The following is a 16,256-nucleotide window of genomic DNA, read 5'->3' on the forward strand; positions in this document are numbered from 1 at the left end:
AGATTTCGTAAAATCTTTGTCGAACAAGCCTGACGCGCCTCGTCGGGATGGCAGAAGATCGTGCCCACGGGCGGCACGACGCCATCGAGGAATTCGCCATGACCATCACCATTACCGCCTTCGAACGCTCGCCGGATGGCGGCAAGGGTCTGGCGCGGGATACCCGCGTGCGCTGGGCGCTCGAGGAAGTCGGTCAAAGTTACGACGTGCAATTCGTATCCTTCGCCGGCCTCAAAGAGCCGGCCTATCGGGCGGTGCAGCCGTTCGGACAAATCCCGGCCTATCTCGAAGACGATCTGGTGCTGTTCGAAACCGGGTCGATCATTCTCCATATCGCCGAGCGCCACGAGGGTCTTTTGCCGCGCGACGCGCACGGGCGAGCCCGCGCCATCACCTGGATGTTCGCGGCCATCGGGACTGTCGAGCCGCCAATCCTCGACCTCGTGACGGTTAGATTGGTGGAAGGAAAGGAAGCCTGGGCGGCAGAACGGCTGCCGCTGGTGGAGGCGCGCATCCATGCGCGTCTTGCCGAACTATCCACCTATCTGGGCGACAAGGAATGGCTGGAAGACCAGTTCACTGCGGGCGACTTGATGATGGTTCATGTGCTGCAGCGGCTCAAGCCATCCGGCCTGCTCGCCCGCAACGAAACGCTTGCGGCCTATGTTGCAAGAGCCGAAGCGCGACCCGCTTACCAGCGCGCCTTTGCCGCGCAGCTTGCGATCAATGGCCTCACTGGTGCCTGAGTTTGGCATTGGCCCAATGCTGTCTGATCGGCCTTCCCCGTAAATGTTTAGTGAGGCACGCCATATTCCCTGCGGTGCGCGGGGCTCATAATATTTTGGCAAGGGGTTCCGGTCATGTTATTGCCCGATTTGAGCCCTTGAAGGGCAGGTAAGTTTCTAGGTGGCGGAGTGCCGCCGAGACCGCCAAGGAAGGCAAGGACACTCTATGGAATTCAGGAAACCCCTCGTTGCCGTGGTTACGGCAGCCGCGCTGCTTCTTTCGCCGATGACGGCCTTTGCCCAGGATACCACTGCCCCCGCTGCCGAAACCCCGGCCGCTCCTGCTCCTGCAGCAGGCGATGCGGCAGCGGCTCCGGCTGCCACTCCGGCCCAGAACTGGCTCAAGGTTTGCGATCCGCTGCCCGATGGGCAGAAGGCATGCATCATGCGCCAGGTGGTTCTGGCCAATGGTCAGTTCCTCGGCTCGTTCCTGCTGCGTGACGATCCGGGTCAGGAATCGCGTCTTCTCGCCGTTGCTGCCGTGCCGCTTGGGGTGCTGCTGCCATTCGGCCTGACCTGGCAGATCGACGGCGCCAAGCCCGTTCGCGTGCCCTACATGATCTGTGACCCGACTTCGTGCGCGACCCAGCTCGTGATCAACGAGCAGTATGTCAATTCGCTCAAGGGCGGCGGCAAGCTGACGCTGACAGCAAAGAACCGCCAGAACCAGGACCTCGCCATCGAGATCAACCTCGCAGGTTTCACCGCTGCCTATGACAGCGATTCTGCAATGACCTTCGAGCAGTTCCAGCAGGAAACCTCGGGCGAGAACGCTCTCGAGCAGGTTCTTCAGGATCGCGCCGAAACGCTTCGTCAGCAGTTGACCGACCAGACCAATGCGCCTGCTGCCCCGGCTGCCGGTACCGAAACGCCGGCGACCCCGCCAGCACAGTAAAAGCTTTCGGGCTTTTGAAACACGAAGGGCGCGACCTCGGTCGCGCCCTTTTTATTTTGGCTTCTGGATTTGGACTTAAGCCGATCGACGGCCCATGCCCAGCGAGAACGCGCCGCGCCTCAGTGGCGGCATTAGTTTGAGGGCCCAAAGACCGGCCGCGCGCAGCGCCTGGCTCGGCAACATTTCGGCGAGCAGCGAGCGGAAGAGGGTGTCGACCATGGTGCCGGTGCGCGCCAAGTCGGCAGCCCGACGCTCGGCATAGGCCTGGCTGGCCGTTTCTGCCCAATCGGGATGACTGCGATCGACGCACGAAAGCACGGCCACCAGATCGGCAACGTCGCGAAGGCCAAGGTTGAGCCCCTGCGCACCGATCGGCGGGAAAGCGTGCGCAGATTCGCCGACCAGCACGGTTCCATCCCGTCCGGCCTCGGTGACGCTGAGGACGCTGAGCGGGAAAATCACGCTTGGCGAGACGAGTTTGATGTCGCCAAAGAGGTTTTGCGACTTTTGCCGGAAGGCGGCGAGCAGGGCATCTGCGCCGCCGGTCTGTGCAGCCCGCAGAACCGGTTCCTCATCGATCCAAACGAGATTGGCGCGGTTGCCGCCGGCCGGCACCAGCGTAAATGGCCCATGCGGATAATGAAATTCCACGGACGTGCCGCCGATGGAGCGGCCAATTTCGAGATCGCAGACGAGCGCCGATTCTTCGAATTTGTTTTCTCGGGCGGCGATCTGGGACGCGTTGCGGATCAATGACTTCTTGCCATCGGCCCCGACGACGAGTGGTGCCGCCAGTTCGCTGCCATCGGCGAGCGTAACGAAGCCTAACCCATCTTCCCGGCGATAGGCGGTAACCGCCTCGTTGCGCGTGGAAAGGCCCGTTTCCGGCGCTGCGGATTGGAAATTTTCGAGGAGCGCGGCATTGGCGAAATTCCAGCCGAAGGCGTCGAGTCCGGCTTCTTTGGCATCGAAAACCGTTTCAGGCGCGCGGATCAGGCGAGGCGTTGCGTCGATGATGCGGATCGCGCTGAGCTTATGGCCCACACTCGCGGCGCTGTCGATCAGTCCGGCTGACAGCAGGAATTCGACACTTGGCATCATCAGTGCGGAAGTGCGTCGATCAGGCGGCGCCTTTGGCGCAAGGTGCAGCACGGAAAAGCCGGTGCGCGCCAGGCTGACCGCCGACGCCACCCCGGCGAGACCGCCGCCGACGACGATGATATCGGCACTTCGCTCAGTCATTCTGGATCGCCTCTTTTGCACCGAATGTCGCTGGAACCATGCCTCCGAGATAGGAGCCCGCCAGCATTGCCGCAAGGAACAGCCAGATCCCTTCGGGCGGAAAGGCGATCAGCGAAATAGCGGGTCCGGGGCAAATGCCGGACATGCCCCAGCCGATGCCAAAAAGCGCCGCGCCGAGGATGAGGCGCAGATCGATCTGCTTTGTCTTTGGCTCATGAAAATGCGTGTCAAAGAGCGGCGCGTTGCGGCGGCGGCCGAGGCGAACCGCCACGAACATCACGATGATCGCTGGCCCGATCACAAATGCAAGGCTCGGATCCCAGCCGCCCGACGGAATCGCGGTGAAATCGAGAAAGCGCAGTACTTTGAGCGGATCGACCATCTGCGAGACATAGAGTCCAGCGCCAAAGAGCACTCCGCTGAGCGCGGCAGTCGCCAGATAGGGCAGGCGGGTCATCAGACGATCCCCGTGACGGTAACGGTGAGGATGGCGACACCGAAAAACACAGCGACGGCGACCAATGAGCGAAGCGACAAGCGGGCGAGTCCGCAGACGCCATGACCCGAAGTGCAGCCATTGCCGATGCGCGTTCCGAAGCCGACGAGTAGGCCAGCCGCGATCAACCAGACCGGCATGGGAATGTTCCAACCAGCCGGTGGCGGCACGAGTGTGGCAGCTTTGACGCCGCCCACCCCGAGCTGCGGGAAGAGATGCGCCGTTACCCATGCCCCGGCGATCAACGCAACGAGAAAAATGGCGCGCCAAAGCGCGGAATGCGTCGCCGGCAGCAGATTGCCAAAGATCCCGGATATGCCGGCGATGCGGCCATTGCCGAGCCAGAGTATTGCGGCCGCAAGGCCGATCAGCGAACCGCCGATGGCGGCACTTAAAGGCGAAAACGATTCCATGACGATGCTTCTGGGGTGACGATGGAACCAGAGTCTATCACTTGCCATTGCGGGCATGCCAGCCCGTCTTGAGCCGGGCGATGGTGCGGCTTGCCGCAGGGGATCACGAAAATCGACGCCGTAATCATTGTCGCCGACGAATGGAAGACACGAGGCTCTTGCCTTTGTCTCGCGCCGCCCCTCACATCCTCACATAGTCAGATCGACCTGCGCGCCGCAGCGATTCCTCATTTCGGAGCCCATGATGCTTGAGCTTCTCTACGATCCCAATGTTTGGGTCGCCTTTCTCACCCTGACGGTCATGGAGATCGTGCTGGGGATCGACAATATCGTCTTCATCTCCGTCCTCGTCTCGCGCCTACCGCGCGAGCAGGCCGAATTTGCCCGCAAGCTCGGCATTGGCCTCGCGCTGGTCTTCCGCATTGTGCTGCTGTTCCTGATAAGCTGGATCGTACAGCTACAGGATCCGGTCTTTACTGCGTTCGAGCATGCCTTCTCCTGGAAGGACATTATCCTCATCGCCGGTGGCGGTTTTCTGATCTACAAGGCGACGCACGAAATGCACGCCGCGATCGAAGAGCCGCATGAAGTCGGGTTGAAGGAAGCAGCGACCGCGAGCCTCCAGGCAATCCTCGTGCAGATCGTCGTCATCGATATGGTGTTCTCGATCGATTCGATCATCACCGCCGTCGGCATGGTGCCTGCCGATCAGGTTGCCGTCATGGTTGCGGCGGTGCTCGTCGCCGTGGGCGTCATGTTCGTCGCTTCCGGCCCGATCGCCAAGTTTGTCGCCGATCACCCGACCACCAAGATGCTGGCTCTGGCCTTTCTCCTGCTCATCGGCGTGACGCTCGTGGCAGATGGTTTGGGCTTCCACATTCCCAAGGGCTACATCTATTCGGCCATGGCCTTCTCCGTGCTGGTCGAAGCGGTCAATATCTTCGCCAAGAGCCGCAAAGCGCGTTCCGCAGGCGGAACGCACCGCGTAACGCCATTTACCGGTGATACCGGTTCGGTTTCGGCCGAGGCCGGTGTCGCGGCCGTCACGAAGCGCCCGCAATCCCCCAATGTGCGGCAGGCCCAATCGCGTCCCAAATCGGCGCCACGCAAGCCGAAGACGCCGCGATGACCCAGGCAATCGTCATCCGCCAGACCGGCGGACCAGACGTCATGGCGCTCGAAGACTGGCCGGTTTCCCAACCAGGACCCGGCCAGGCTTTGATCCAGCAGACCGCCATCGGCCTCAACTTCATCGACACCTACCAGCGCTCCGGGCTCTATCCCGTGGCGCTGCCCTTTGTGGGTGGAAATGAAGGGGCAGGGGTGGTTACAGCCGTCGGACCGGACGTGACATCAGTCAAGGTCGGCGACCGCGTCTGTTATCAAGGCCAGATCGGTGCCTATGCCAAGGAGCGTTTGATTGCGGCAGACCGGTTGGTGCCGATCCCGGACGGCATCAGCGACGAGACGGCGGCGGCTGTCATGCTCAAGGGGCTGACGGCTTATTATCTGCTGTTCATGACCTGGAAGGTTGAAGCCGGGCAGACCATCCTCTGGCACGCAGCTGCGGGCGGAACGGGCCAGATCGCGACACAATGGGCCAAAGCCCTGGGCGCAACGGTAATCGGCACGGCAGGCGGTGCCGAAAAAGTGGCGCTGGCGCGGGCCAATGGTTGTGATCACGTCATCGACTATCGGACCGAGGACTTTGCGGCGCGGGTCAAGGAGATTACTGCGGGCAGGGGCGTCGATGTCGTTTATGACGGCGTTGGCAAATCGACCTTCGATGCTTCGCTCGATTGCTTGCGGCCGCGCGGGCTCATGGTGAGCTTTGGTAACGCCTCGGGGGTCGTGTCGGTGCCCGATTTGGGCGTTCTCGCGCGCAAAGGCTCGCTTTACGTCACAAGACCGACAAGCGGGTCCTATCTCGGCGATCGGACAGTCTTGCTGGCCGGCTCTGAAGCCTTATTCGGGGCCATCCTTTCGGGCGGCATCAAGGTCGATATCTCCGCCCGCTTTCCGCTGGCCGATACCCGACAAGCGCATGAGGCGCTCGAAGGGCGGCAGACGACCGGCTCGGTTGTCCTCATCCCATGATTTCCCGCGTCGCGCCCTCTGGACAGGGCGGCGCGGCGCGGCTACACGGGCAGCCAACGGGTAGGTGGCAGAGCGGTTGATTGCTCCGGTCTTGAAAACTTACCGCGGTTTAGTGGTGAAGCCTAAAAGACGGAATAAACATAATCGCTTACACAATGCCTTTGTATCCGAGGCGTTTCTGGTATAGCGCACTATTAGCCGAAAGGCGAAACGGATGGGTGGCCGAGCGGTTTAAGGCTCTAGTCTTGAAAACTAGCGTGCGGGGAACCGTACCGTGGGTTCGAATCCCACCCCATCCGCCAATACCCTGTTGAACTTGCTTTGCTTAATCCTGTTGCCGGCCGGGTTTGTCCCATTTCGTTCTGTAGCGCCATTGACGCTCCGAGCGTGACCAAACCACATCGCCGTCAGAAGTTAGTTTGTTGAATGCTGCCAAGATTGGCTTTGCGATAGCTAGATTGCCGTTGGCATTACTATAGGTCAGAGACTGGTCCATCTTGTGAAGCTGCCAAGCGACCGTTTCCTGATCCAGATAACGCTTCGCGGCGAGCTGCTCCACCATCCATTGAGCAGCTTGTGCTGGAGTCATTTCTGGTCGTCCGAATAGATTTCAATGGATTCTTCGGTGAAATTTTCGGAGTTGTGTTTTGCCCCGGCAAACCACGAACAGCGATATGACTCGTTGTGAGGCGTGAACTTCTCCACGACCATCTTTGGGCCGCCGGCCTTCAGTTGAACGAGATCACCCGCCTTAAATTTCTTCCCTGCCATAATATACCTCATTCATTTTGAAAATATATGGAGAATATTGTGAGGGGATTCAAGATATTGCTCGGCAAATAATTTATTCCTAAAGTGTTATAGTCAGTTACAGAGGCGGCGCCCGATCTTTCCTTCCGGCTAGAGTAGCCTGCACCGGGGCATGCAACGCCGACAGCATAATCTGCTGACCACACGCGCCGGTTCGACCAAATCGCATTTGCCCTGCAACCTGAAACCCTATGTCGCGGTAGAGACGGAGGGGCATGCGCGCGAGCTTGAAAAATATTTCAAGTCGGGATCTGGTAAGGCAATTGCGTTGAAGCGACTTCTGCGCCTCGACCACCTCTCAGGCTAGATAGTGAGTTCACGACTTTGACCACGCTCTTCTCCGGCCTGCTCAATGTTCAATATGGCCAGTTTTATCTTGAGGCTGGAACACGGTTCGACGGCGATATGGCGCGCTGCTTCAAGGGTCAGAGCAATGGTCTGATGGGCGCCCGCGTGCCCGGTCTTCTCTATGCAACAACGGGCCTCCACACCGGCATAGTCGGCGTCACCGTTTTGCTCGAAGGGGCCGAGCCGAGCGTCGACAATAGCTGGGACGAAATCGTGGAAATTTCGCTGCAGGCCTCCGGCCGCGAAGTGGCGCTGCTGGAATGGGCGAGCGATGAGCCCATCCCGCTGGCTGTTATGGCTGGTCCTTATCGCGTTCGCTATTCCGCTCGCGCCATGGACGAAGCTGCGAAAGCCGACACCAACGACGGGCCGCACCCGATCGACACCTATAGAATCGTAATATGGCCCGCCGCGCCGGCGCCGGATCGGGTGATCAATCAGACCAGCGAGACGGCACGCTACTGGCACGATTGGGCTCGGGGGCTGGCCGAATAGCCAAAACCCCTTGAGCGGCCGGGCTTGATCGGGCTAAGAGGCGGCTTCACATCCCGCAGTGAGGACAGATCGCCATGAGCCGCAAGGAATTCGACGCTTCGCGCATGCGGCGCATGAAACGTATCGCCGGGCGTCATGGCCTGACAATTCTGACCAGCGAGAAGATGAAAGTGCTCGGCCAGCCGGGCGGTCACGCGCTGCGCGACGACAAGACATTTGCCATTGTTTACGGGGACATACCCAAGCCGTTCTCGGCGAGTCTCGACGATATAGAGACCTACATCGAAAAGCTTGAGGCGGGGGAAGAGTAAGCGGGACTGACCTTTCTGGCAACCGCCTCAATGCCCCGCACTGGGACATTCCGTTATTTATTCCGTAACAGGAATCGGCACACATTGGTCGGGTAAGCACTCGAGAGACGTTCATTGTTCTCTGAAACGCTGAACGGCCTTTGGTTGCTTGGATCGCGTTTTCGAACCGGGAAGGTGGTTTTCACGTTCCCCGAAGACGCTCTAATGGAGGCGCGCACCGTGTTTACCCTGATCAACGCAGACGCCGACGAAGACGACGCCGAAATCACCGATCCCCAAGAAATCGCAGAATTGTTCGCGGCCATCGCTGCCGTAGCAATCGAAACCATTGGCGCCGCCAATGTCCGCGAGCTTTTTGATGCGGTCGTCGAACAGGAGGGTCGCGATCCCAATTAGAGATTTAATTTTCAAACGACGTGCCGGATTGACGATCTGACACCATCATTCGGCCAAGCGCCGAACCTGCTTCCCGCCTTGGCGAAGTGTTTTCAAACACTTCGCCAAGGCGACAACGGACGGAAGGCAGATTTGACCGATCAAGCTCATATCTCGCCCGAACGGCCCATGCTTCAGCCCCTTGGCGACAGCGCGCTTCTCGTCCGCTTCGGCAGCCATCTCGATGAAGCTGCCAACAGCCGGGCGATAGCCTTCGCGCAAGCTGCGCAAGCCCATCCCATCGACGGCGTCGTCGAAATCGTCCCAAGTCTTGTGTCGGTTCTCATCCGATACAACCCAATCATCTCGCGCTATCAGGACATCGCCGGCACGGTTCGGCTGCTTCTCGGCCGCACCCAATTTAGCGCTGATGGTCGCGAGTGGCGGCTCCCAATCCGCTTTGGCGGCGAGCATGGCGCCGATCTTGATGAAGTCGCAGGCCTACTCAAAATGTCAGCGGAGGCTTTTATCGCCTACCACAACGCAAACCCGCTTCGCGTCCTGGCGACAGGCTTCGCGCCGGGCTTCGTCTATTGCGGTTTTCATCCAGACACGCTGATACTGCCGCGTCGCAATTCTGTGCGGCCACTGGTGAAGGCTGGAAGCGTTCTCTTCGCCGCCGGCCAGACGGCGATTGCCGCAACCGATGTTCCAACCGGCTGGCACGTGATCGGCCACACCGCCTTCAGCAATTTTGACCCCAAGGCGGTCCCACCGACACAGCTCAAAGCTGGCGATCGGCTGATCTTCGAGGCCGTGTGATGGTCGCCACCATCACCATCGAGCGGGCAGGGCCGCTCACAAGTATCCAGGATGCTGGCCGGTTTGGCCATCTGGCAGACGGCATCAGTGCCTCCGGCCCGATGGATCTTGCAGCGTTTCATCGTGCGGGATTGCTGGCGGGGAGCGGAGGCCAGGCGGGGATCGAGTTTTCGATGCTGGGCCTTGATATCCGCGTGGACGACAGCATTCTCAGCACCGGTTGGGACGGTGGCCACTTCGATATTTTTCTCAACGACACGCCGCTTTCATGGCCCGGTCAGGCCGAACTGCGCCCCGGAGACAGGCTGCGTATTGGTCCGGCAAAGGCAGGCAATTATGGCTATCTCCGCTTCGGCGGCGAGATCGACGTATCTGAAATCATGGGGAGCCGGTCGACCAGCTTGAGAGCGAAGCTTGGCGGGCTAGATGGACGCGCGCTGAAATCGGGAGATCGGCTGCAGATTTTTGGCTCCGGCGCCGAGCCGCAAACTGTGGCGCCGCTACTTCGAGAGCATGCTCCGATCCGTTTCATCTGGGGGCTGCATGCCGAAGTCTTCTCTTTGGACTTGCGACAGAAATTCGTAACCGAAGCGTTCCGCATTGCCTCGATGATGGACCGCATGGGCGTGCGCCTCAAAGACGAGGCCAGCGTCTTCGCCGATAGCCAAATCCTTTCGCTGGTTTCCGATCCGGTCATCTGCGGCGATATCCAGATCCTCGGCGATGGCACGCCGATTGTGCTCGGACGCGATCATCAGCCGACCGGCGGCTATCCGCGCATCGGCACCATAATTTCGGCCGATCTTGACCGTTTCTTCCAGCTCAGGCCCAATGCAACAGTCATGTTCCAATCGATTGGACTTGACCATGCGCAGGCGCTGTTGCGGAGCGGAACGCAGTGATCACCGTGGATCTCAACGCCGATCTCGGCGAAGGCATGGGCACCGACGAGGACCTGCTCGAACTCGTCTCGAGCGCCTCGATCGCGTGTGGCGGGCATGCCGGCGATGCGGCAACCATCCGGCACGTGCTGAAACTCTGCAAAGCGAGGGGCATCCAGGCCGGCGCCCATCCGGGCTATCCCGACAAGCCGCGCTTTGGCCGCTTCCGCCTCGTCATGCCACTCGATCAATTGATCGGCCAGGTGCGCAACCAGATCTTTCTCGTTCGCCACATTGCGGCCGAGGTGGACATGCCGCTTTCCTATGTGAAGCTGCATGGCGCGCTCGCCAACCAGACCGCCGAAGAGCTGACCATGGCTGTCGCGATTTTCGCCGGCATCCAGGCCATGGACCCAAAGCTTGCCGTGCTGGCCCTCGACAATTCCGAACAGGTCCGCGCCGCCAAGGCGGTCGGTGTGCCGCTGATCCGCGAAGCCTATGCGGATCGCGCCTATACGGCTGATGGTCTGCTCGTCCCGCGCAGCCAGGAGGGCGCGGTCATCCACGACATCGATGCGGTCATCGAGCGCTGTCTGCGGTTGGCGAAGGCCGAGGAAATCGTCGCCATTGACGGGACGGTGCTGAATTCCGGCGCGCGCTCGATCTGCCTTCATGGCGACACGCCGGGCGCCGTCGACCTGGCCCGCGAAGTGCGCGATGCGCTCGAAGGCGAAGGCATAAAGATCGCACCAGCACCGCTCGAAATGGAGTTACCCTGGGCCTCTCGGGAGGGAGAGGGTGAAATCGGCATCATGCCTTTGGGACCAAAAGACCCAGGGTAATTTTTTGGGCTTTTGGGCCCGTGTTTCTTTCACACACCACCGCCTGTCATCCCGGCCTTGAGCCGGGATCCATCTTGAGATCTCGGGATGGGCCCCGGCCTTCGCTGGGTGACAATCGAGTGTGGGGTTGTGTCGTGAAAACGCTAAATCGCCAGATACTCATGCCGCAGTTCGGCGTTATCGAGCACCTCCTTGGCCGTGCCGGCAAAAACCACTTCGCCTGTGTCGAGAATGACGGCCCGATCCGCCAGCTTCAGCGCCGCGACCGCATTTTGCTCGACGATGATCGTCGTGATCCCCAGCGGCTTGATCGAGTGGAGGATGCGTTCTATTTCCTGCACGATGACCGGGGCCAAGCCTTCATAGGGCTCATCGAGCAGCAACAGCTTCAGGTCCCGCGCTAGAGCGCGCGCAATCGCCAGCATCTGCTGCTCCCCGCCTGAGAGGGTGACACCTTCCTGCGTGCGCCGCTCGGCGAGGCGCGGAAAACTCTGGTAGATTTGCTCGAGGCTCCAGCCGTTGCCCGGCGCGACCTTGGCGAGCGTCAGGTTTTCCTCGACCGTCAGGCCCTGAATGATCCGGCGATCCTCGGGCACGAGCTGGATACCCGCCCGCGCCGCCTCAAAACTTTTCATCTGGTGGACCGGCGCGCCATCGAGCCAGATTTCGCCTTGCCGCATCTGCGGGTTATCGGTCCGGGCAATGGTGCGCAGAGTGGACGTCTTGCCCGCGCCATTGCGGCCGAGCAAAGCGAGAATTTCTCCCCGCCGCACATCGAGCGATACGCCCTGCACGATATAGCTCTCGCCGTAATAGGCGTGCATGTCGCGCACCAAAAAGAACGGGCGGGTGGCTTCGATCTCGCTGGCCTGGCTGACGGTGGTGTCTGCGGTCATGGCAATGGCGCTCATCAGTGGGCTCCCCCGAGATAGGCTTCCTGCACTTTGGGATTGCCACGCACCTGATCGGGCGTGCCATCGGCAATGATACGCCCCTGCGCGAGGACGGAGATTTTGTCGGCGAGCGAGAAGACGACATGCATGTCGTGCTCGATAATGACCTTGGTCATGCCGCGGGCCTTGATCTTCTTCAAGAGTTCGATCGTCGTATTGGTGTCATGCCGGCTCATGCCGGCCGTGGGTTCGTCGAGCAGCAGCAGGCGCGGATGCTGGATCAGGCACATGGCCAGTTCCATCCGCCGCTTGTCGCCACGGCTGAGGCTGCCCGCCAGCATGTCGCGGCGGTTGAGCATGCCGACATCTTCAAGCATGTGTTCGGCCTCGGCACGAATGCCGGTCTCGCTCTCGAGCGAGCGCATCATGTTGAGCGTAAACATGCCATCGCGCTTCGCGAGGGCTGGGATCATCACGTTGTGGAGCACCGAAAGGTCCGCGAAAATCTCCGGCGTCTGGAACACGCGGGCAATGCCGAGCTGGTTGATCTGATAGGGCGTTTTGCCGGTTAGCACATTGCCGTCGAACACCACCTGGCCGCTCGATGGCGCGAGTTTGCCGATGATGACATTGAGCAGTGTCGATTTGCCGGCCCCGTTAGGACCGATGATCGCGTGGGTCTTGCCTTCCTCGATCTGCAGATCGATGTCGGAGAGGGCGTGGAGGCCGCCGAAGCGCTTGTGGACGTCGGCAACATGAAGAACGACATTGGGATTGGCCATGGTGCGATCCTACTCTGCCGGTTGGGTTTGCGGGGCCGTCTTGGCGCCCGATGAGCCAGAGCGGCGGAAGAGGCCGGCGACGCGCCGCACGCCCTCCATGATGCCGCCGGGCAGGAAGATCACGACGATGACGAAGGCGAGGCCCAGCGTCAGGTGCCAGCCATCGCCGACGAACTTGCTCGTCACCTTGACGAGAACATCGGCCACGCCATCGGGCAGGAAGCTCCAGAAGCGGGCGAGGATATTGTCATTGAGCGCCGAGAGGATGTTTTCAAAATATTTGATGATCCAGGCGCCAATGACCGGCCCGACCAGCGTGCCCACACCGCCAAGTATGGTCATGAGCACCACTTCGCCCGACGCCGTCCACTGCATGCGCTCGGCGCCGGCCAGCGGATCGGTGACGGCGAGAAGCGCTCCGGCGAGACCGGCATACATGCCAGAGATCACGAAGGCCGATAGCGCATAGGGGCGGGTGTTGAAGCCGGTAAACTGCATGCGCGTCTGGTTGGATTTGATGGCTTTGAGCATCATGCCGAATGGCGAGCCGGCAATGCGCTGGGCGATGAAGAAGGCGAGGATCAGGAAGCCGGCGCAGAAATAGAACCCGGCATAGCCCGAGAGTTGCTGGCCGAGAATATTCGGCACCGGCTGGCCGACAAAGCCCTGGCCAACTGCCGCATCGATCACGCGCGGATCGCTGAGCGTCAGCTGCAGCCCGGTCTCGCCATTGGTGATCGGCGTCAGCACCGAATAGGCAAGATTATAGCTCATCTGCGCGAAAGCCAGCGTGAGGATGGAGAAGTAGATGCCCGAGCGCCGAAGGCACAGAAAGCCGATGACGAGGGCGAAGAGGCCGGAGATCACGACCGCGAAAATCATGGCCGGGATGGCATCGAGCGTCAAAAGCTTGAACGACCATACGGCGGCATAGGACCCAACACCGAAGAAGGCTGCGTGGCCGAAGCTGAGATAGCCGGTGAGCCCAAAAAGGATATTGAAGCCGACGGCAAATATCCCAAAAATCATGAAGCGCTGCAGCAGATCGGGATAGCCGGCGCCAAAAGGCGCCAGCCAGATCGGCATGGTGAGGACGACGAGGGAAAAACCGGCGAAAAGCAGAAGGTCGTTGCGGGACATGAATTTTGGCATGTCAGGCCTCCATTACGCCGCGCCGACCAAAGAGGCCGCGGGGGCGAACGAGAAGAATAATGACCGCCACCAGGTAGATGATGATCTGATCGATGCCGGGAAACACGGCTTTCACCTGGTTCATCGAGGCGAAGGACTGGAGAATGCCGAGCAGGAACCCGGCGGCAACGGCGCCGGGCAGGGAGCCCATGCCGCCCACGACGACGACCACAAAGGAGAGGACGAGAAAGTCCATGCCGAGGTGGTAATTGGGCGGGAGGAGGGGCGTGTACATGACGCCTGCGATGCCGGCTACGACGGCGGCTAGCCCGAACATGATGGTGAAGCGGCGGTCGATATTGATGCCGAGAAGCCCGACCGTTTCGCGATCCGCCATGCCGGCACGGACCACCATGCCGAAGGTGGTGAATTGCAGGAAAGCAAAGACCCCGCCGATGACGATCGCGGCGAAGACGAAATAGATCAGCCGCCAGATCGGGTAGGTGATGATATTAGCCTGCATGCCGAGGAAGGCGCCGATATCGGCAGCCCCGCGCAGATCCGTCGGCATGGGCTGCGGAATGGGATTTGGCCCGTAAACGGACTTGATGACTTCCTGCGCGACGATGGCGAGGCCAAAAGTGACGAGGATCTGTTCGGCATGGCTGCGCTTGTAAAAGTGCTTGATGATGCCGCGCTCGAGCGCAATGCCGACGACCAGCATGATCGGGATGGTGATGATGATCGAGAGCGGCACGGAGTAATTCACCAGCACCGCACCGAAATCGCCGAACCAGGCCTGCACCAGCGGCTCACGTACTTCGAGCGGCGAGCCCCAAGGCGAGAGCTTTTCGGGATCGACCGTCACGGTTTCCATGGTGAGGAACATGCGCACGGTGACAGCGCAGAAGGCGCCGAGCATGAACACCGCACCATGGGCGAAATTGACGACGCCCAGCGTGCCGAACACCAACGTCAGGCCAAGGGCGATCAGCGCATAAGCCGCGCCTTTATCGAGCCCATTGAGAAATTGCAGAAAGATGACTTCGAACATCGGATGCTCCGGGTCGACCGATAGGCACTGAATCTCACGAAGTCGTCACCGCCCGGCTTGTCCGGGCGGTCCATGGGCGCGGCGGCATCCCATGGATTTTTNNNNTTGAGAGTTTGACTACTGTTTTACGCGCACATCGGTACCGGTTCAGCTTCGCCGAGCTCGCCACCGAAAATGGTGGGATCATACGTCACCGTATCCCGATCGATTTCCTGGAACACGTTGAGCACGTCGAACTCACTCGTCGGGCTTTCATTGCCCTGAACGACGAGCACCGATTTGATGCATTGGTGATCGTCGGCGCGATAGAGCGTCGGTCCATTGCCCATGCCGTCGAATTCAAACCCTTCGAGCGCCTTGATGACTTCGCGCGGATAGAAGGTCCCGGCGCGTTCGACGGCATCTGCGTAGAGCAGCGCCTGCACATAGGCCGTGTGCGCGGCCTGGGATGGTGGGGAGCCATATTTGGCGCCAAAACTCTTGGTGAAGGCGATCGAGCCAGGGTCCTGCAGGTTCCAGTGCCAGTTCGAGGTGCCGAAAATGCCTTTGACGCTTTCGCCGGCGCCCTTGGCCATCAGCTCGGAAATCAGCGGCGTGACGATCTGGAAATCCTTGCCATTGGCCTGGCGGTCGCGCATGCCGAACTGCACGGCCTGGGTGAGCGAATTCACCATGTCGAGGCCATAGTGATTGAGGATCAGCACGTCTGCGCCGGAATTGAGGATCGGCGTCAGATATTGCGAATAGTCGGTGGCGCCGAGTGGCGTACGGACAGCCGCGACGGTTTCCCAGCCCAGCGCTTCGGTGGCGTTTTTGATCGATTCTTCCTGCGTCCAGCCCCAGGTATAGTCGGCCGTCAGGTGATAGGCGCGGCGATCCTTGCCATAGGAATCCCCGAGGACGGGCGCGAGGCCGATGCCGGACTGATAGGCGTTGAAGAAGTGGCGGAAGCCGTAGCGGCGCTTGTCCTTGCCGGTCGTGTCGTTGGAATGGGTGAGGCCCGCCATGAAGATGACGCCCATTTCCTGGCAAAGGCCCTGCACGGCGATGGCTTCGCCTGATGACGAGCCGCCCGTAATCATGATGGCGCCATCGCGCTCGATCATGCGGGTCGCGCCGGCGCGGGCCACGTCGGACTTGGTCTGGCTGTCCGAAGACACATAGGTGACCTTCTTGCCGAGGATGCCGTTCCCCTTGAGGGCGGAGGGCTGCAGCACGTTCAAGAGGCCGCCATCGCCTTCGCCGTTGAGATGGGCGATCGCCAGTTCATAGGCTTTCTGCTCATCCGCGCCTTCTTCGGCATAGGTGCCGGTCAGCGGCAGGTTGAGCCCGAAGACCACTGTGTCGCCGGTGGGATTGTTGCAGAACTCCTGGGCCCAGGCGCCCTTGGAGAAAACGACAGGGGCAACGCCGGAGCCGATGATGCCGGCCATGCCGGTCTGCAAGACACGGCGACGGGACAAGCCACGCTTCAAAATAGTCATTGATCTCCTCCTGATGCGCGGGCCACCGGTACATTGCCGGAGCCTCAGCGCTGCCCGATATTTGCCCCATTTGAAAACGCCCGCAATATCCCATTGTAAT

At 60.6% G+C, this 16,256-nt stretch carries 20 protein-coding genes and 1 tRNA gene; 11 read left to right on the forward strand and 10 right to left on the reverse strand.

The features are described 5' to 3' along the window. Nucleotides 1-98: 98 nt before the first annotated feature. Together ASE94_RS09655 and ASE94_RS09660 are read left to right on the forward strand one after the other, a co-directional pair. On the forward strand, nucleotides 99-746 hold the full coding sequence (locus tag ASE94_RS09655; RefSeq protein WP_062630452.1) for a glutathione S-transferase family protein: 648 nt from the start codon (nucleotides 99-101) through the stop codon (nucleotides 744-746). Nucleotides 747-951: 205 nt separating this feature from the next. Then, on the forward strand, nucleotides 952-1,680 hold the full coding sequence (locus ASE94_RS09660; protein WP_061907350.1) for an invasion associated locus B family protein: 729 nt from the start codon (nucleotides 952-954) through the stop codon (nucleotides 1,678-1,680). A gap of 75 nt (nucleotides 1,681-1,755) precedes the next feature. On the opposite strand, the gene ASE94_RS09665 is transcribed toward ASE94_RS09660, so the two are convergent. Genes ASE94_RS09665 through ASE94_RS09675 form a run of 3 tightly spaced genes read right to left on the reverse strand, consistent with a single transcriptional unit; the run spans nucleotide 1,756 to nucleotide 3,831 of the window. Beyond that, on the reverse strand, nucleotides 1,756-2,922 hold the full coding sequence (locus tag ASE94_RS09665) for an FAD-dependent monooxygenase (RefSeq protein ID WP_062630236.1): 1,167 nt from the start codon (nucleotides 2,920-2,922) through the stop codon (nucleotides 1,756-1,758). Then, nucleotides 2,915-3,379: a DUF6691 family protein gene (locus ASE94_RS09670; protein ID WP_062630237.1), complete on the reverse strand. Its 465-nt coding sequence runs from the start codon at nucleotides 3,377-3,379 to the stop codon at nucleotides 2,915-2,917. The genes ASE94_RS09665 and ASE94_RS09670 overlap by 8 nt, the downstream gene beginning before the upstream one ends. Next, the gene (locus tag ASE94_RS09675; protein ID WP_062630238.1) at nucleotides 3,379-3,831 is read right to left on the reverse strand and encodes a YeeE/YedE family protein; all 453 of its coding nucleotides are present in this window, start codon (nucleotides 3,829-3,831) and stop codon (nucleotides 3,379-3,381) included. The genes ASE94_RS09670 and ASE94_RS09675 overlap by 1 nt, the downstream gene beginning before the upstream one ends. Before the next feature lie 241 nt (nucleotides 3,832-4,072). On the opposite strand from ASE94_RS09675, the gene ASE94_RS09680 reads away from it, so the two are divergent. The 3 genes from ASE94_RS09680 to ASE94_RS09690 all read left to right on the forward strand — a co-directional run bounded on the left by ASE94_RS09680 (nucleotide 4,073) and on the right by ASE94_RS09690 (nucleotide 6,230). After that, nucleotides 4,073-4,960 carry a TerC family protein gene (locus ASE94_RS09680; RefSeq protein ID WP_348270964.1) on the forward strand — a complete coding sequence of 296 codons (888 nt, stop codon included), beginning with the start codon at nucleotides 4,073-4,075 and terminating at the stop codon, nucleotides 4,958-4,960. Next, nucleotides 4,957-5,928 (forward strand): quinone oxidoreductase, encoded by a 972-nt coding sequence (locus tag ASE94_RS09685; protein WP_062630239.1) that lies wholly within the window; start codon nucleotides 4,957-4,959, stop codon nucleotides 5,926-5,928. Before ASE94_RS09680 ends, ASE94_RS09685 begins: the two co-directional genes overlap by 4 nt. A 212-nt stretch (nucleotides 5,929-6,140) precedes the next feature. Continuing rightward, nucleotides 6,141-6,230, forward strand: a tRNA-Ser gene (locus ASE94_RS09690). A gap of 23 nt (nucleotides 6,231-6,253) precedes the next feature. Here ASE94_RS09690 and ASE94_RS09695 read toward each other — a convergent pair. Together ASE94_RS09695 and ASE94_RS09700 are read right to left on the reverse strand one after the other, a co-directional pair. Further along, a complete protein-coding gene (locus ASE94_RS09695) occupies nucleotides 6,254-6,517 on the reverse strand; it encodes a hypothetical protein (RefSeq protein ID WP_062630240.1) in 264 nt (87 codons plus the stop codon). Beyond that, on the reverse strand, nucleotides 6,514-6,699 hold the full coding sequence (locus ASE94_RS09700; protein ID WP_062630241.1) for a DUF2158 domain-containing protein: 186 nt from the start codon (nucleotides 6,697-6,699) through the stop codon (nucleotides 6,514-6,516). Before ASE94_RS09700 ends, ASE94_RS09695 begins: the two co-directional genes overlap by 4 nt. 363 nt (nucleotides 6,700-7,062) lie before the next feature. On the opposite strand from ASE94_RS09700, the gene ASE94_RS09710 reads away from it, so the two are divergent. From ASE94_RS09710 to ASE94_RS09735, 6 genes are all read left to right on the forward strand, one after another. Further along, nucleotides 7,063-7,581, forward strand: coding sequence for a hypothetical protein (locus ASE94_RS09710; protein ID WP_062630243.1), 519 nt, complete (start codon nucleotides 7,063-7,065; stop codon nucleotides 7,579-7,581). Nucleotides 7,582-7,655: 74 nt separating this feature from the next. Then, a complete protein-coding gene (locus ASE94_RS09715) occupies nucleotides 7,656-7,892 on the forward strand; it encodes a hypothetical protein (protein ID WP_061907343.1) in 237 nt (78 codons plus the stop codon). Nucleotides 7,893-8,096: 204 nt separating this feature from the next. After that, nucleotides 8,097-8,288 carry a hypothetical protein gene (locus ASE94_RS09720; protein ID WP_046143849.1) on the forward strand — a complete coding sequence of 64 codons (192 nt, stop codon included), beginning with the start codon at nucleotides 8,097-8,099 and terminating at the stop codon, nucleotides 8,286-8,288. Between the two features lie 132 nt (nucleotides 8,289-8,420). Beyond that, the gene (locus tag ASE94_RS09725; RefSeq protein WP_062630244.1) at nucleotides 8,421-9,089 is read left to right on the forward strand and encodes a carboxyltransferase domain-containing protein; all 669 of its coding nucleotides are present in this window, start codon (nucleotides 8,421-8,423) and stop codon (nucleotides 9,087-9,089) included. Continuing rightward, complete coding sequence (locus ASE94_RS09730; RefSeq protein ID WP_062630245.1) at nucleotides 9,089-9,991, forward strand: biotin-dependent carboxyltransferase family protein; 903 nt, start codon at nucleotides 9,089-9,091, stop codon at nucleotides 9,989-9,991. The genes ASE94_RS09725 and ASE94_RS09730 overlap by 1 nt, the downstream gene beginning before the upstream one ends. Then, a complete protein-coding gene (locus ASE94_RS09735; protein WP_062630246.1) occupies nucleotides 9,988-10,812 on the forward strand; it encodes a 5-oxoprolinase subunit PxpA in 825 nt (274 codons plus the stop codon). Before ASE94_RS09730 ends, ASE94_RS09735 begins: the two co-directional genes overlap by 4 nt. A gap of 143 nt (nucleotides 10,813-10,955) precedes the next feature. Here the strand turns inward: ASE94_RS09735 and ASE94_RS09740 are convergent, their stop codons facing one another. From ASE94_RS09740 to ASE94_RS09760, 5 genes are all read right to left on the reverse strand, one after another. Further along, nucleotides 10,956-11,723 (reverse strand): ABC transporter ATP-binding protein, encoded by a 768-nt coding sequence (locus ASE94_RS09740; RefSeq protein ID WP_156352095.1) that lies wholly within the window; start codon nucleotides 11,721-11,723, stop codon nucleotides 10,956-10,958. Then, nucleotides 11,723-12,487 carry an ABC transporter ATP-binding protein gene (locus ASE94_RS09745; RefSeq protein WP_062630247.1) on the reverse strand — a complete coding sequence of 255 codons (765 nt, stop codon included), beginning with the start codon at nucleotides 12,485-12,487 and terminating at the stop codon, nucleotides 11,723-11,725. The genes ASE94_RS09740 and ASE94_RS09745 overlap by 1 nt, the downstream gene beginning before the upstream one ends. 9 nt (nucleotides 12,488-12,496) lie before the next feature. Further along, nucleotides 12,497-13,639 (reverse strand): branched-chain amino acid ABC transporter permease, encoded by a 1,143-nt coding sequence (locus ASE94_RS09750; RefSeq protein ID WP_062630248.1) that lies wholly within the window; start codon nucleotides 13,637-13,639, stop codon nucleotides 12,497-12,499. A 1-nt stretch (nucleotide 13,640) separates the two neighbouring features. Next, nucleotides 13,641-14,672 carry a branched-chain amino acid ABC transporter permease gene (locus ASE94_RS09755; protein WP_062630249.1) on the reverse strand — a complete coding sequence of 344 codons (1,032 nt, stop codon included), beginning with the start codon at nucleotides 14,670-14,672 and terminating at the stop codon, nucleotides 13,641-13,643. A gap of 125 nt (nucleotides 14,673-14,797) precedes the next feature. Then, nucleotides 14,798-16,156, reverse strand: coding sequence for a substrate-binding protein (locus ASE94_RS09760; RefSeq protein WP_062630250.1), 1,359 nt, complete (start codon nucleotides 16,154-16,156; stop codon nucleotides 14,798-14,800). Nucleotides 16,157-16,256 lie beyond the last annotated feature (100 nt).

Origin of the sequence: Devosia sp. Leaf64 (genome assembly GCF_001421945.1) — a bacterium.
GTDB lineage: Bacteria > Pseudomonadota > Alphaproteobacteria > Rhizobiales > Devosiaceae > Devosia.

Bases quoted from the DNA above. Each gene is read 5' to 3' on its own strand.
- ASE94_RS09685 (WP_062630239.1), top strand. From the start codon at position 4,957: ATGACCCAGGCAATCGTCATCCGCCAGACCGGCGGACCAGACGTCATG.
- ASE94_RS09700 (WP_062630241.1), bottom strand. From the start codon at position 6,699: ATGGCAGGGAAGAAATTTAAGGCGGGTGATCTCGTTCAACTGAAGGCC.
- ASE94_RS09745 (WP_062630247.1), bottom strand. From the start codon at position 12,487: ATGGCCAATCCCAATGTCGTTCTTCATGTTGCCGACGTCCACAAGCGC.
- ASE94_RS09750 (WP_062630248.1), bottom strand. From the start codon at position 13,639: ATGCCAAAATTCATGTCCCGCAACGACCTTCTGCTTTTCGCCGGTTTT.
- ASE94_RS09720 (WP_046143849.1), top strand. From the start codon at position 8,097: ATGGAGGCGCGCACCGTGTTTACCCTGATCAACGCAGACGCCGACGAA.
- ASE94_RS09740 (WP_156352095.1), bottom strand. From the start codon at position 11,723: ATGAGCGCCATTGCCATGACCGCAGACACCACCGTCAGCCAGGCCAGC.
- ASE94_RS09755 (WP_062630249.1), bottom strand. From the start codon at position 14,672: ATGTTCGAAGTCATCTTTCTGCAATTTCTCAATGGGCTCGATAAAGGC.
- ASE94_RS09680 (WP_348270964.1), top strand. From the start codon at position 4,073: ATGATGCTTGAGCTTCTCTACGATCCCAATGTTTGGGTCGCCTTTCTC.
- ASE94_RS09760 (WP_062630250.1), bottom strand. From the start codon at position 16,156: ATGACTATTTTGAAGCGTGGCTTGTCCCGTCGCCGTGTCTTGCAGACC.
- ASE94_RS09670 (WP_062630237.1), bottom strand. From the start codon at position 3,379: ATGACCCGCCTGCCCTATCTGGCGACTGCCGCGCTCAGCGGAGTGCTC.
- ASE94_RS09715 (WP_061907343.1), top strand. From the start codon at position 7,656: ATGAGCCGCAAGGAATTCGACGCTTCGCGCATGCGGCGCATGAAACGT.
- ASE94_RS09730 (WP_062630245.1), top strand. From the start codon at position 9,089: ATGGTCGCCACCATCACCATCGAGCGGGCAGGGCCGCTCACAAGTATC.
- ASE94_RS09695 (WP_062630240.1), bottom strand. From the start codon at position 6,517: ATGACTCCAGCACAAGCTGCTCAATGGATGGTGGAGCAGCTCGCCGCG.
- ASE94_RS09675 (WP_062630238.1), bottom strand. From the start codon at position 3,831: ATGGAATCGTTTTCGCCTTTAAGTGCCGCCATCGGCGGTTCGCTGATC.
- ASE94_RS09665 (WP_062630236.1), bottom strand. From the start codon at position 2,922: ATGACTGAGCGAAGTGCCGATATCATCGTCGTCGGCGGCGGTCTCGCC.
- ASE94_RS09660 (WP_061907350.1), top strand. From the start codon at position 952: ATGGAATTCAGGAAACCCCTCGTTGCCGTGGTTACGGCAGCCGCGCTG.
- ASE94_RS09655 (WP_062630452.1), top strand. From the start codon at position 99: ATGACCATCACCATTACCGCCTTCGAACGCTCGCCGGATGGCGGCAAG.